13 protein-coding genes are annotated in these 13,948 nt (G+C 69.2%); 10 read left to right on the top strand and 3 right to left on the bottom strand.

What is annotated here, in order from left to right:
* Positions 1–57: 57 nt before the first annotated feature.
* The 4 genes from ABOD76_RS19805 to ABOD76_RS19790 all read left to right on the top strand — a co-directional run bounded on the left by ABOD76_RS19805 (position 58) and on the right by ABOD76_RS19790 (position 3,993).
* A complete protein-coding gene (locus ABOD76_RS19805) occupies positions 58–1,134 on the top strand; it encodes an agmatine deiminase family protein (protein ID WP_350243670.1) in 1,077 nt (358 codons plus the stop codon).
* Positions 1,119–2,300 (top strand): GNAT family N-acetyltransferase, encoded by a 1,182-nt coding sequence (locus ABOD76_RS19800; RefSeq protein ID WP_350243669.1) that lies wholly within the window; start codon positions 1,119–1,121, stop codon positions 2,298–2,300. The genes ABOD76_RS19805 and ABOD76_RS19800 overlap by 16 nt, the downstream gene beginning before the upstream one ends.
* Positions 2,293–3,180, top strand: coding sequence for an N-carbamoylputrescine amidase (gene aguB / locus ABOD76_RS19795; protein WP_350243668.1), 888 nt, complete (start codon positions 2,293–2,295; stop codon positions 3,178–3,180). The genes ABOD76_RS19800 and aguB overlap by 8 nt, the downstream gene beginning before the upstream one ends.
* Before the next feature lie 300 nt (positions 3,181–3,480).
* Positions 3,481–3,993 (top strand): hypothetical protein, encoded by a 513-nt coding sequence (locus ABOD76_RS19790; RefSeq protein WP_350243667.1) that lies wholly within the window; start codon positions 3,481–3,483, stop codon positions 3,991–3,993.
* 57 nt (positions 3,994–4,050) lie between these two features.
* Here the strand turns inward: ABOD76_RS19790 and ABOD76_RS19785 are convergent, their stop codons facing one another.
* The gene (locus ABOD76_RS19785) at positions 4,051–4,407 is read right to left on the bottom strand and encodes an antibiotic biosynthesis monooxygenase family protein (RefSeq protein ID WP_350243666.1); all 357 of its coding nucleotides are present in this window, start codon (positions 4,405–4,407) and stop codon (positions 4,051–4,053) included.
* A gap of 113 nt (positions 4,408–4,520) precedes the next feature.
* On the opposite strand from ABOD76_RS19785, the gene ABOD76_RS19780 reads away from it, so the two are divergent.
* The gene (locus ABOD76_RS19780) at positions 4,521–5,447 is read left to right on the top strand and encodes an AAA family ATPase (protein WP_350243665.1); all 927 of its coding nucleotides are present in this window, start codon (positions 4,521–4,523) and stop codon (positions 5,445–5,447) included.
* Between the two features lie 11 nt (positions 5,448–5,458).
* Here the strand turns inward: ABOD76_RS19780 and ABOD76_RS19775 are convergent, their stop codons facing one another.
* Positions 5,459–6,166 carry a Crp/Fnr family transcriptional regulator gene (locus tag ABOD76_RS19775; RefSeq protein WP_350243664.1) on the bottom strand — a complete coding sequence of 236 codons (708 nt, stop codon included), beginning with the start codon at positions 6,164–6,166 and terminating at the stop codon, positions 5,459–5,461.
* 80 nt (positions 6,167–6,246) lie between these two features.
* On the opposite strand from ABOD76_RS19775, the gene ABOD76_RS19770 reads away from it, so the two are divergent.
* Positions 6,247–6,930, top strand: a complete 684-nt coding sequence (locus tag ABOD76_RS19770; RefSeq protein WP_350243663.1) for an ABC transporter ATP-binding protein — start codon at positions 6,247–6,249, stop codon at positions 6,928–6,930.
* A gap of 97 nt (positions 6,931–7,027) precedes the next feature.
* Here ABOD76_RS19770 and ABOD76_RS19765 read toward each other — a convergent pair whose 3' ends face one another.
* The gene (locus tag ABOD76_RS19765; RefSeq protein WP_350243662.1) at positions 7,028–8,284 is read right to left on the bottom strand and encodes an S-layer homology domain-containing protein; all 1,257 of its coding nucleotides are present in this window, start codon (positions 8,282–8,284) and stop codon (positions 7,028–7,030) included.
* 375 nt (positions 8,285–8,659) lie between these two features.
* Here ABOD76_RS19765 and ABOD76_RS19760 point away from each other — a divergent pair, with 375 nt between their 5' ends.
* From ABOD76_RS19760 to ABOD76_RS19745, 4 genes are all read left to right on the top strand, one after another.
* Positions 8,660–9,397: a purine-nucleoside phosphorylase gene (locus ABOD76_RS19760; RefSeq protein ID WP_350243661.1), complete on the top strand. Its 738-nt coding sequence runs from the start codon at positions 8,660–8,662 to the stop codon at positions 9,395–9,397.
* Positions 9,398–9,421: 24 nt separating this feature from the next.
* Positions 9,422–10,219, top strand: a complete 798-nt coding sequence (locus ABOD76_RS19755) for an enoyl-CoA hydratase-related protein (protein WP_350243660.1) — start codon at positions 9,422–9,424, stop codon at positions 10,217–10,219.
* Between the two features lie 124 nt (positions 10,220–10,343).
* Complete coding sequence (locus ABOD76_RS19750; RefSeq protein WP_350243659.1) at positions 10,344–11,372, top strand: phosphohydrolase; 1,029 nt, start codon at positions 10,344–10,346, stop codon at positions 11,370–11,372.
* 67 nt (positions 11,373–11,439) lie between these two features.
* A complete protein-coding gene (locus ABOD76_RS19745; protein ID WP_350243658.1) occupies positions 11,440–13,947 on the top strand; it encodes a G8 domain-containing protein in 2,508 nt (835 codons plus the stop codon).
* Position 13,948 lies beyond the last annotated feature (1 nt).

Here is a 13,948-nt window from a genome sequence, read left to right as displayed (position 1 = left end):
ACCTGAAGGTGGCGGCCCGCCTGTGTGCGGCGGCCCTTGGCCCGTATCATGCCGGGCATGAACAGGCACCTGACCCCCCAGGACCCCACCCCCAGCGCGCTGGGGTTCGCGATGCCCGCCGAGTGGGCCGGACACGCCGCCACCTGGATGAGCTGGCCGGCCGACGACGAGCTGTGGTTCGGTCACCTGCCTGCGGTGCGGGCCGAATACGCCGAGCTGGTGCGGACCATCGTGCGGTTTGAGCCGGTGGAGCTGCTGGTGCGCGACGACGAGAGCGAACAGGACGCGCGGCGGCGGCTGGGCGATCTGGCGCAGCTGCGCTACCACCGCGTGGCGCTGGACGACGTGTGGATCCGCGACAACGGCCCGATCTTCGTGCGTCAGGATCAGCCGGACGCGCCCGGCCCGCTGGCGCTGACCAACTGGAAGTTCAACAGCTGGGGCGGCAAGTTTGAGTGGCGGCACGACGATCTGGTGCCGGAGTACGTGGCGGGTCAGCTGGGCATGGGCCACTGGGACCTGCCTGTTGTGCTGGAGGGCGGCGCGGTGGAGGTCAACGGCGAGGGCGTGGCGCTGGTCACGCGCAGCTGCCTGCTGACCCCCACCCGCAACCCGCAGCTGAGCGAGGCCGATTACGCCCGGCTGCTCGGCGACTACCTGGGCGCGGAGCGGGTGCTGTGGCTGGACGGGGGGCTGGAGAACGACCACACCGACGGTCACATCGACACCATCACCCGCTTCACCGACGCCCAGACCATCGTGACCAGCGTGGCCGAGGACCCCGCCGACGCCAATTTCGCTCCGATGCAGGCCAATCTGGCGCGGCTGCGCGAGATGCGGGACGGTCAGGACCGTCCGTTCCGGGTGGTGGAGCTGCCGCTGCCCGCCGTCCGGCTGGAGGGGGCCGAGGGCCGCCTGCCGCCCACCTATGCCAACTTCTACATCGGCAATGGCTTCGTGGTGGTGCCGCTCTACGGCGACCCCAATGATGAGCGGGCGCTGGAGGTGCTGCGTCCGCTGTTTCCTGGGCGCGAGGTGATCGGGCTGATGTCGCGGGCCATCATCGAGGGCGGCGGCAGCTTTCACTGCATGACCCAGCAGCAGCCGGAAGGCGACGTATGGCCGGGGCCGTAGACCTGGGCGGGGGCTATCAGGCCCGCGAGGTGCCGCTGCAGACGTACCTGGAGCTGTACGCCCGGCTGGAGGACCGGGTCTTCAGCAGCGTGTCGTACCAGTGGCCCGAGCCGGCCGCGCTGCCCACGGCCCTGGCCCAGCTGCCCACCCACACCTGGCTGATCTACGGCCCGGATCAGCCGGAGCCGGTCGGCTGGCACTACGCGCGGCAGTCGGACGGACGCAGCGTGACGATGGTCAACACCGGGCTGCTGCCGGAGCACCGGGGGCGCGGCCTGTACACCCGGTTGCTGCCGCACCTGCTGGCCGCCTTCCGCAAGGCCGGGTACACGCTGGTCCGCAGCCACCATCACCTGACCAACACCGCCGTGATCCTGCCGAAACTGCGCGCCGGGTTCTTCATTCAGGGCCTGATCCACAACGATCACGGCCTGATGCTGGAACTGGTCTACAGCGTAGACCCGGTGTACCGGGAGGCGATGCGCGTCCGCAGCGGCGAGATCCGGCCGTCGGGTGAGGCGGCCCGGCGGCTGGGGCTGGACGAGGCCGCTCCCGGCGCGCCAGCAACCGCTGCGGCCGTGGCGCTCCCGGACGCCGAGGGCGAGGAAGTGGACCTGGGTGACGGCTACACGCTGCGTCCGGTCCCGAGCCACGTGGCCTGGGCGGTGGCCGACGCGCTGGAGCCGCTGGCGTTCCAGACCGTGTCGTTCGACTGGGGCGAGGCGGCGCGCCGGGAGCCGCCGGCCGGGCAACGGTTTGCCTGGATCGTGGTGCACGGCGGCCGGGTGGCCGGCTGGCAGATCTCCCGGCAGTGGGACGCCCGGAGCGCCTACATGGTCAACACGGCCCTGCTGCCGGAGCACCGGGGCCGGGGCATCTACACCCGGCTGCTGCCCCTGGTGATGGAGACGCTGCGCGCCGAAGGGTACCGCGTGATCCGCAGCCATCACCACGCCACCAACAATGCGGTGCTGGTCCCGAAGCTGAGGGCCGGCTTTGTGATATCAGGGCTGGAGATGGACCATCACGGCATCGTGGTGGTGCTGAGTGCCGCCCTCGACCCGCTGTACCGAGCCTATCTGGACGTGCGCACCGGCCTGACCCGCCCCACCGGCGAGCTGGCCCGGCGCCTGCGCCTGACTCCACAGGAGGAGCCTGATGTCTGACCCCGTGAACCTCGCCGTGATCCAGATGCACATGACGGCGGAACTGGACGACAACCTGAAGCGCGCCGAGCAGCACGTGCGCGACGCCGCCGGGCGCGGCGCCCAGGTGATCCTGCTGCCGGAACTGTTCGAGAACCTGTACTTCTGTCAGGTGGAGCGCGAGGAGTACTTCTCGCTGGCCCACCCGGTGCAGGGGCATCCGTTCATCGGGCGCTTCCAGCGGCTGGCGCAGGAACTGGGCGTGGTGCTGCCGCTGAGCTTCTTCGAGCGGGCCGGGCAGGCGTACTACAACAGCCTCGCCACCATCGATGCCAGCGGAGAGGTGCTGGGCGTGTACCGCAAGACCCACATCCCCGACGGCCCCGGCTACGAGGAGAAGTACTACTTCAATCCTGGTGACACCGGGTTCCGGGTCTGGGACACCCGCTTCGGGCGGGTGGGGGTGGGCATCTGCTGGGACCAGTGGTACCCGGAGACCGCCCGCGCCATGATGCTGCTCGGCGCCGACTTCCTGCTGTACCCAACCGCCATCGGCTCGGAGCCGTCGGAGGTCGAGACGCCCAACACCTACCTGATGTGGCAGCGGGCCATGGTGGGGCACGCGGTCAGCAACAGCACCCACGTGGGGGCCGCCAATCGCATCGGCACCGAGCGGGTGGGTGACTATGAGCAGACCTATTACGGCCACGCCTTCATCTCGGACTACACCGGTGAACTGGTGGCCGAGTTCGGCGCGGACGAGGAGGGTGCGCTGGTGCACGGCCTGGACCTGGAGGCGGCCCGCCGGTTCCGCGCCGGCATGGGCTTTTTCCGTGACCGCCGCCCCGACCTCTACGGCTCGCTGCTGACGCTGGACGGGCACACCCGCCTCCAGCGCTGAGCCGCAGGCAGCTCAAGAAACCCTGACCGCCTCATCAAGATCATGCCGGGGTTCTCCCCATCTATGTTTCAGTGGCGCCCAGCACACTGAACGCATGGTGACCGGCGAACAGGGCGCAAACGCGCTCCAGACGCAGGTCAGTGGTTCCCAGAACGGTGCACTGCCGGTTCGGGTCCGCTGGTCCTGTGTCTGGCGGTTCAGGTCTGCCACGACCGGGTGCGCGATCTGAAGCGCAGCACGAACGCCTGAACAGGTCCGGGCGGCCTGAGGGCGGCCCCTCATGAGCACAGGAGGTTCGACATGATGGAGACAGTGAAACAGAGCGCGCAGGATCTGGCCGAGACGATGGGGGACCACATGCAGGAACGCAAGATTGACCAGCAGTTCAACGCCCGCCTCAAGGGCATCGAGCGCAACCTGAGCCAGATTGACGACCGCATTGACGCGCTGGGCAAGCGGTTTCCGCGCAAGCAGGGCGGCGGTTTCCCCTGGGGTCTGGTGCTGATGGCGGGCCTGGGGTACGCGCTGTACAACCCCTCCACCCGCACCCGCCTGATGGGGATGATCGGGAACGTCAGCCCCGCCGCCCGTGACGTGGCCGAGTCGGCCGTGAGCCGGGCCGGCAATGCGGTGCAGGAAGTGCGCGAAGGCCGCAGTCCGGTGGAGGCGGCCAAGTCCGCCGCGCAGGACATCGGGCAGCAGGCCAAGTCGGTGTCGAACGACGTGAAGCGCGACGTGGAAGCCACTGCGAGCCGCACGGCCGACAAGGCGAAGGATCAGGCGCAGGACGTGAAGGACCGCCTGAGCCACTGAGCATCACCGTTGAAGCGGGGGCCTGGATGTCCAGGCCCCCGCTCGTTGTGCGGCCGTTCAGTGACCGCCGATCGGCTGGCCCTTGGGTTCCGGCACCAAGTCCGGGCGGCTGCTGTCCTGCAGCACCTCATGGACCTCCAGCCGGTTGGGGCCGCTGAACGCTTCTTTCGGGAGCGTGCTGCTGCGGGCGTGCCCCTGAGTGAACGCGTCGGAACGGGTCCAGGCGTCGAAGGCCTCGCGGCTCTCCCACCACGTCAGCACGATGTAGGGGTCCCCCGGCGCGACCGGACGCAGCACCTGATTGCTTACGAAGCCCGGCATCTGGTCCACCATGCGGGCCCGGTCTGCGAAGCGCTGCTCGAACTGTTCGGCGTACTCGGGGCTGACAGAGATGCGGTTCATGACCGTGATCATCAGAGAAGTCCTCCTTGGGATGGATATATAGCTCAGTGTGCGGCCTCCGCATGGGTGAGGGCTGAGCGGCGCTGAGACAATCCTGCCAGGATGAAGCCGCTAGTGTAGGCGGCATGACGCTCACCCGCCCCGCCGCCCAGATGACCCAGGTGCTCACCCAGCTGGAGGAGGTGATCCTCGGCAAGGGGCGGCAGCTGCGGCTGGCCGTGTCGTGTCTGCTGGCCGGCGGTCACCTGCTGATCGAGGACGTGCCGGGCGTGGGCAAGACCACCCTGGCGCGGGCGCTGGCCGCTGCGCTGGGGCTGGAGTTCCGGCGGGTGCAGTGCACCAGCGACCTGCTGCCGGCCGATCTGCTGGGCATCAGCGTGTACCAGCAGGGCAGCGGTGACTTCCGCTTTCACCCGGGGCCGATCTTCACGCAGCTGCTGTTGGCCGACGAGCTGAACCGCACCTCGCCGCGCACCCAGTCGGCCCTGCTGGAGGCGATGGAGGAGCGGCAGGTCAGCGCCGACGGCCAGACCCGCCCGCTGCCGCGCCCCTTCTTCGTGATCGCCACCCAGAACCCCCAGAGCGCCCATGGCACCTTTCCGCTGCCGGAAGCGCAGCTGGACCGCTTTCTGCTGACCATCACGCTCGGCTACCCGGACCCGCGCGCCGAGCGTGAACTGCTGCTGTCCGGAGGCCGGTACAGCGCCGCTCAGCGGCTGCCCGCCGTGTTGGACGGGGAACAGCTGCAGGCCGCGCAGCAGGAGGTGGCCCAGGTGCATGTGTCGGGGGCGCTTGTGGACTACGTGCAGCTGCTGGTGCGCGCCACCCGCGAGTCGCCTCAGGTGCAGGAGGGGCTCAGCCCGCGCGCGGCGTTGGGTCTGCTCTCGGCGGCCCGGGCGTGGGCGTGGCTGGCCGGCCGGGACAGTGTGTGGCCCGATGACGTGAAGGCGGTGTTCGGAGCGGTGGCCACCCACCGGCTGCTGAGCCGCCAGAGTGGGCTGCCGCAGCCGGAGCTGGTGCAGGCGCTGCTGGCGGCCGTCCCGATCCCCTGAGCCGCCAGCCTTCAGTCGTCCGCGAGATCAAAGAGCAGGTGTTCCAGCGCCTCCACGTCCAGCAGCTCAATGCCGCTGTGGTCCGGCAGCGTGCGGATCAGCTGCTGCTTGCTGAGCTTGCGGACCAGCCGGTTGGCCGTCTCGCGGCTGCTGGAGACCCGCTGGGTCAGGTCATGCATGGTCATCGGCAGGCGCTCCGGCTGTGGCGTGCCGGCCGTCAGCCGTTGCCGGTAGAGCTGCAGAAACGCCTGGGCAATATTGGCCTCGGTGCTCACCCCCAGCGCGATCAGCTCGTCGTTCTGCTGGGTGACGCTGTTGGCCAGCAGCCGGGCCAGATTCCACAGCACCCGGGGATGCCGGGCCACCACACGTTCAAACTGGTCGCGGAACAGCACCAGCGCGCTGACCGGTTCAGTGGCCACCACCGTGGCGCTGCGTTCCTGACTGCCCAGCAGGGCCGTTTCGCCCAGCACCGCCGGACTGTACACGTAGCCCAGCACCCGCTCGCGTCCGCCCAGACTCTCGCGGCTGATGCGCGCCACGCCGGACAGCAGGATCAGCAGCGCCTCACCCGGCGCGTCCTGCTGAATCAGCACCTCGTCGGGCATGTACTGGCGCTGACTGGCTTCCAGCAGCGCGGTGTGGGCCGCTTCCGGCACGTCCCGGAACAGTGGGCTCTGGCGCAGTGCGGCGAGGAGGGCGTCAGAGGAGGGCACCATGGAGGCTGACTGTACCGCGTGCGGGCCTGTACTTCCATACGGAAACGCATGCGGCGCCTTCATGCGCTAAGCTCCCAGCCGTGACCTCCTCGCCGCCCGCCGCCCTGAGCGCCCGCACCCTCATTCACGGGTTTGGGGGCCTGGAGGTGCTGCACGGCGTGTCGCTGGAGGTGAGCCTCGGCGAGGTGGTGGCCGTGACCGGCCCGAGCGGCAGTGGCAAGAGTACCCTGCTGCACCTGCTGGGTGGCCTGGACCGGCCGCAGTCTGGTGAGATCTGGTGGGGCGGGGAGCGCGCCGACACCCTGGACACCCAGGCGCGGGCCCGGCGCCGGGCCGCCTCGGTGGGGCTGGTGTTCCAGCACCACTACCTGCTGCCGGATCTGGACGTGCTGAGCAACCTGCAGGTGCCGGGGCTGCTGCTCAGGCGCGACGTGACCGCGGCGGCCCGGACGCTGCTGGACCGGGTGGGGCTGGCCGGCCGAGAGCGGGCCATGCCCGAACAGCTGTCCGGTGGAGAACGGCAGCGGGTGGCGCTGGCCCGCGCGCTGGTAACTGGCCCGGCCATCGTGCTGGCCGATGAACCCACCGGCAGCCTGGACCGGGCAAATGCGGTGGCCGTGATGGACCTGTTGCTGTCGCTGGCCCACGACAGCGGCACCGGCGTGCTGCTGGTCACCCACGACGACGCGCTGGCAGCCCGCACCGACCGGCAGCTGCACCTGCTGGACGGCCGATTCGTGGACCGGGTGCCGGCCCTCGGCTGAAGCGCGAGTTCAGGATGGAAAAAGAACCGGCCCTTCTCAGGGCCGGTTCTTTCTGCGCGTATTCAGGTGGCTGGAGATGGAGTGCGCAGGCTGGAGTTTAGAAGAAGAACTTCAGGCCGGCCTTGGCGGTGCTGCCGAAGCCACCCTTGTTGAAGAAGCCGGTCGCGTTCGGGTCGGACGGCTGCAGGTTGGTGCCCGAGCCCTTGTTGGTGAGGTAGAAGCGGCCCTGGGCCTCGGCGTACACGCCGATGTTGTTGGTGAAGCGGTAGTCCACGCCCACCAGGCCATTGGCCGAGTAGTCCACCACGTTGGTGGTCGAGCCGGCGGTGCGGTCCTTGCTGCTGGTCAGACCGAAGCCGACACCAACGTAGGGCGAGAACTTGCCGCCCGCGTTCAGGCTGTAGGTGATGTCGGCGTCGGCGTTGATGGTGCCGCCGTTGGTGGCGTTGCTGCCCGCCACGTAGTCAGCGGCAATGCGCGCGCCGAAGGGGCCAACCACCTGGGTGCTGCCGACCACGACGCCGTAGGCAGCGCGAGCGCCCTGCACAGCAACGCCGGTGCTGTTTGTGGTGTCGGTGGCCAGGGCGTAGGTGTAGTTCGCACCCACGTACAGACGGCCGGGGTTGGTGGCCACAGTGGTGTCGGTGGTGCTGGTGTCACCGATCACGACCGTGCCGGGGGTGGTGCTGGTGTCGGCCGGGGTGGTGGCCGGAGTCGTGGTGGCGGGCGCCGCGTTGGCGGCCGCTTCCAGGGCACTCACACGTGCCTCGAGCGCGCTGGTGTCGGCGGCAGCGCCGGCCGGGCCCGCCGGGCCCTGGGCGCCGGCCGGGATGTTCTGGACAGCGGTCTCCAGCGCGTCGATGCGGGCCGTCAGGGCCGTCACGTCGGCGTTGGCGGTGCTGCCGGTGTTCAGGGTCGCGATCTGCTGCTCCAGCGCTGCGATGCGGGTCTGCTGGTCTGCAGTCAGCTTCTCCAGGTCCGAGACGCGGGTGGTCAGGGCGGCCAGTTCGGTCGAGACTTCCTGCATGCCGTTGGCGATGGTGGTCATGTCGGTGCTGCTGACCGAGCCGTTGCTGAGGTTGCCGCTCTGGAGCAGACGGTAGAAGATCAGCGCGGCCTGGTAGCGGGTCAGGTTGTCGTTGCCGCGGAAGGTGCCGTCCGGGAAGCCCTGGATCAGGCCGCGCTGGACGATCAGGTCCACCGCGTCCTTGGCCCAGTGGCCGGCCGGAACGTCGGTGAAGGTGGTCACCTGGGTGGAGGTCGCCGGAGCAGCGGTGGTGTCGGTCTGGGCGCTGGCAGCGCCGATGGCAAGGGCCAGGGTTGAAGCAATGGTCAGACGCTTGAAGTTTTGCATGTGGGTTTCCTCCGTGTAGACCGCAGTTTGCGGCCTGTCCTGCCCCTCACCGTAAGAAACCGCTGTGAGCGCCCCGTGAACCTCCATGTGATTCTCCCTGCCTACCCACGCCGCTAACCGGCCCCTGGGGTTAAAATATGAGCCACCTTCTGCATAGACTCATAGGAACTCTCATATGATGAGCCGCACGAACGCGTTCAGGACGCGTCTCCTCGCTTCCAGTGTGGAAACTGACCGTCTCTTAAGGAAAAATGCTCATGAGAGAATTCTCATGTCCAGCATCCGGATTGTAACTTGATCCCCAACTCATGCTGTCGTCAGGTGTGTGAAGGTCCTGAGGAACCGGCGGCCGCTACCGCTCTCTATACTCCCCCTATGACCGACGCTGCTCCCACTCAGATTCACGTTCGCGCTGCGCCTGGCGCAGTTGCGCCCTATGTTCTGCTTCCTGGCGACCCGAACCGCGCTCACCATATCGCCCAGACCTATCTGGAGGGCGCCAGCGAGTACACCCGGCACCGTCAGCTGCTCGGCTACACCGGCACCTACCGGGGGGTGCCGGTCAGCGTGCAGGCCACCGGCATGGGCTGCCCCAGTGCGGCGATCGTCACCGAGGAGTTGATCCGGCTGGGGGCGCGCACCCTGATCCGGGTGGGCACGCTGGGCGGCGCGACGCCCCGGCTGCAGGCCGCGGACCTGGTGATCGCGCAGGCGGCGGTGCCGAACGACGGCACCACCCGGCAGCTGCTGCAGGGCGCCCCGTACGCGCCCACTGCCAGCTTCGAGGTGGTGGAGGCGGCGGTTCAGGCGGCCCGCGAGGCCGGCGTGACCCACCACGTCGGGCTGGTCATGACCGAGGACGCCTTCTATGCCAGCACCCCGGAGCACGCCCGTCGCTGGGCCGGGTACGGCGTGCTGGGCTTCGAGATGGAGGCCAGCGCCATCTTTCTGGTGGCGGCAATGCATGGGGTGCGGGCTGGCTGCCTCGCCACCGTGAGCAACGACATCGGTGATCCGCAGCTGGTGCCGGAGGCGGTGCTGGCCGAAGGGGTGGACCGGATGGTGCGGGTGGCGCTGGAGGCGCTGGTGCGGCTGCATGCGGCAGAAGCCTGAGGGCGGCTGTGCGAAGATGGCCGCATGACCCTCTTCGACGAGTACGAGTTTCGTAACCTGCAGCTGGATCAGCACGGCCCGCTGGCCGTCCTGACCGTCAACCGCCAGGGCGCCCTGAACGCACTGAATGGCGACACGCTCTCGGAACTCAGCCAGGTGACCGACATCGTGGCCGAGCATGCCGACATCGGCGCCCTGATCATCACCGGGGCCGGCGACCGGGCCTTCGTGGCCGGCGCCGACATCTCGGAGCTGACCCAGCTGGAAGGTGTGTACGCGGGCCGCGAGCTGGCGCTGGCCGGCCAGGACGTGATGCACGGCATCGCCACCCTTCCGATTCCCACCATCGCGGCCATCAACGGGTACGCGCTGGGCGGGGGCCTGGAACTGGCGCTGGCCTGCGACGTACGGGTGGCGTCGCGCACGTCCCGGCTGGGGCTGCCGGAGGCCGGCCTGGGCCTGCTGCCGGGCTTCGGCGGCACCCAGCGGCTTTCGCGGCTGATCGGCACCGGCCGCGCCCTGGACCTGATGCTGACCGCCCGGCAGCTGCCGGCCGAGGAGGCGCTCGGCATGGGGCTGGTGAACTACGTGGCCGACAACGCGCTGGAGCAGGCGCGTGTGGTGGCCGAGGCGATGCTCAAGAACGCACCCATCTCGCTGTCGCTGATCAAGGAAGCGGTGCGGCGCGGGCTGGACACCACCCTGGAACTGGGCCTGGAGATCGAGGCCGACCTGTTTGGCATGACGGTGGCCACCACCGACTTCCGCGAGGGCACCCAGGCGTTCCTGAGTAAACGAAAGGCCAACTTCAAGGGCGAGTAAGCCGGCTGTCAGCCGCGTCGCCATAGCATGGAACATGAGCCAGAGGCCGATCATGCATCGCCAGTTTCCCCTGCTTCCTCTCCGCGACACGACCGACCTCCCTGACACGCCGAAGGGAGACCCCATGAGCGGCGACAAACTGACCCTGAACGTGGCGCGCGGCAGCCTGAAAGACGTGGATGCCCGCCACAGCGGCAAGGAACGCACCATCGAATTCGCCACCCCGCGCGCCCGGCTGATCGAGGCGCTGGGGGGAGCGATCCGCGCCGACCTGCAGGAGTACCCGCTGGCACTCGCCGCGTTCGAGGCCCTGATCCACGACCCGGAGGCGCTCGCGCACTGGGACATGGCCAACTACATCACCATGCGCAAGCTCGGCTACAACGATCACGGCCGGGTGCACGCCTTCGTGACCGGGGCGGCCAGCATGGCGATTCTGGAACTGCTGCTGGAGGGCGGCGTGAAGCCGGACCTGCTGGAGAGCGGCATCGGTGAGGTGGAGGACGTGTTCCTGGTCACCATCCTGTCCACCATGCTGCACGACATCGGCAACCAGGTGCACCGTGCTGCGCACGAGGAACACGGCGTGCATCTGGCCCGGCCGATCATTGACCGGATTCTGGAGCCGCTGTACCCGGACGTGTTCAAGCGCACCAAGATCCGCGCCTTCATCCTGCACGGCATCAACTGCCACGACCTGAACCCGGCGCCCCTGACCATCGAGGGGGGCATCGTGGCGGTGGCGGACGGCACCGACATCACCAAGGGCCGTGGGCGCAAGGCCTTCGCGCTGGGCAGCGTGGACATCCATAGCATCAGCGCCCTGGCCGTGGACCAGGTGGTCATCACCCGCGGCGACACCAAGCCGGTGCTGATCGACGTGACCATGAACAACTCCGGCGGCATCTTCCAGGTGGAGGAGGTGCTGGCTCCCAAGGTGATCCGCACGCCGCTGGGCCGCTACGTGGAGCTGCGGGCCCGCACCCGGCCGCAGGGCGACGAGCAGATTCTGGAGCGGGTGCGGCTGGAGGGCGACCACTTCGTGATGGACCTGGAGGGCGGCGAGACGGCAGTGGTGGAGGTGCAGGACACCCAGAAACGGGTGGCCGAGGCGGTGGAGGGGAGCCTGGACCTGAGCGTGGACGGGCGGTAACGGCAGCCACCGGTTCACGGCGTGTATTTCATAGCGCCGCGCGCCTCCGGCCTGTAGCGTTGTTCTCATGAAGCCGACCTTTATGCCGCCGCTGCTGCTGCTGAGTCTCGTGCTGGCGGCCTGTGGCGGCGCCGCTTCTGGCCCTGCGCCAGCCGGTCCGGGCACCAGCGTGGGTGTGGCCACCCCGTCCACACCGGCGGCCCCGCTGCCCACGCCCACCCTGCGCTGGAGCGACCCGGCCAGCTGGCCGAACCGTCACGTGCCGCTGGAGGGCGACAGCGTGACGGTCCCGGAAGGACAGGCGATGCTGCTGGACGTATCGCCGCCCGCTTTGCGCAGCCTGACCGTCCCGGCGGGCAGCGCGCTGATGTTCGCCGACCAGGACCTGACGCTCCGAACCGACTGGATTCTGCTGCACGGCACCCTCGCGGTGGGCAGCGAGGCGCGGCCGTATGTCCACCGGGCCGTCATCGAGCTGACCGACACGGTGCCGGACGAGAACGTGATGGGCATGGGCGACCGGCTGATCGGCGTGATGGGCGGGCGGCTGGACCTGCACGGCGAGGCCCGGACCAGCTGGACCCGGCTGGCCCAGACGGCCCGCACCGGGAGTACCACCCTGACTGTTCAGGACGCCCCGGACTGGCGGCCCGGCGACCTGCTCGCCCTGGCCACCACCGACTTCGACAGCGCCCAGACCGAGACGGTGGCCGTGCGCTCGGTGCAGGGCCGGGTGGTCACGCTGGCCCAGCCGCTGCGCTTCACCCACTGGGGGACACCGGAGCAGATCGGGGGCCAGACGGTCACGGAACAGGCGGAGGTGGGCCTGCTCAGCCGCAACATCACGGTGCAGGCCGCCGAGGACAGCGTGACGAGCGGCCTGGGCGGGCAGGTGATGGTGATGAGCGGCAGCACCGCCCATTTGGAAGGGGTGGAATTCACCCGGATGGGCCAGCGCAACACGCTGCGGCGGTATCCGGTTCACTTCCACATGCTGGGGTCGGCGGCCGGGTCCTACCTGCGCGGCAGTAGCCTGCATGACCTGTACAACCGCTGCGTGACGGTGCACGGCACCTCCGACCTGAGCATCCAGCAGAACGTCGCCTACAACACGGTGGGCCACTGTTACTTCATGGAGGACGGCGCCGAGACCGGCAACATCTTCAGCAGCAACCTCGCGCTGCTGGTACGCCGGCCCGACACTCGGCTCCACGAGACGCCGCTGCTCAGCAGTGACCGCAATCCGGCCGGCTTCTGGATCACCAACCCCGCCAACAGCTATGTGGGCAACGTGGCGGCGGGGGTGCAGGGCACCGGCTTCTGGTACGCCATGCCGGAACATCCCACCGGGCTGTCGCAGGCGGCTGGCGGCACCCTCTGGCCACGCCGCACCCCGCTCGGCCAGTTTCAGAACAACGTGGCGCACGGCACCGACACCGGCCTGAACGTGGACAACGGCAACGCCGCCGACGGCACCACCACCGAGACGATGCTCTACACCCCAGTGGTCACGCCCTCGGACCGCGCGTCCACCCCGGTGGAGGCCGCGTTCACCGGCTTCACCGGCTACAAGAACCGCCAGCGCGGGGTGTGGCTGCGCGGCAGCCACCTGCGGCTGAGCGGCGGCACCCTGGCCGACAACGCGGTGGGCGCCACCCTCGCCGCCAACCAGGCGGCGGTGGACGGCACGCTGCTGGTGGGGGAGACCGCGAACCTGGGCACCCCGCAGTCGTGGGAAGCGACCGGCGAGGGTGGACGCAGCCTGCCGCGCCCCTGGGACGCTGGCTTTCCTATCCGGGGTTTCGAGTTTTACGACGGCACCGTCAGCCTTGAGCGCGCCAGCCTCGCCCGCTTTGTGCCGAACAGCCTGCGTCCGGCCAGCGGGCTCGGCTACAACCGCCAGAACAGCTTCGCGCTCAGCCCGCTCAACAGCGCGTCCGGCCTGCACTGGCTGGACAGCTCCAACCGCGTCTGGCTGGATACGCCGCTGATGGACCGGGACGGCGACAAGGCCGCCACCTTTATCGACCGGGACGGCAGCGTGACCGGTACCGCTGGCCGCAGCGTGGTGGCCACCAGTCCGCTGCTCACGCCCGGCTGTGTGCGCCAGGACGCCTGGAATGCCTCAGTCTGCACCGGCGCGTTCGGGCAGCTGGGTGTGCAGGCGGTCAGCGGGGAGACGGTCGGCACGCTGGGGGTCAGTGGCGTGGGCGGCACCCTGAGTCTGGTGGGCCAGCCGAGCGACCGGCGCTACTACGCGACCACCCTGCCGGAAGGCGGGCGCTACACCCTGACGCTGCCGGTCACGCCGGCGCACCTGCGGTTGAACTTCGGCTACGTGCGCCCCGGTCAGACGCTCCGCCTGGACCTGCCGTACACCGGCACGCCAGCCGTGTACCGCGACTGGTGGGTGGATGCCCGCAACCAGCTGACGCAGGTGCCGCTCTCGCAGCTGGAGACGGCACAGGGCGACCGCTACGCGCTGGAAAACGGGGTGCTTTCGGTGCGGCTGGTGGTGCAGGCGGGCCGCGACTACGCGGAGCTGGAGGTGTGCCGCACGGCGCTCTGCCCCTAGT

The organism is Deinococcus sonorensis KR-87, assembly GCF_040256395.1.
GTDB lineage: Bacteria > Deinococcota > Deinococci > Deinococcales > Deinococcaceae > Deinococcus > Deinococcus sonorensis.
This window is presented reverse-complemented; position numbering and strand designations above follow the sequence as displayed.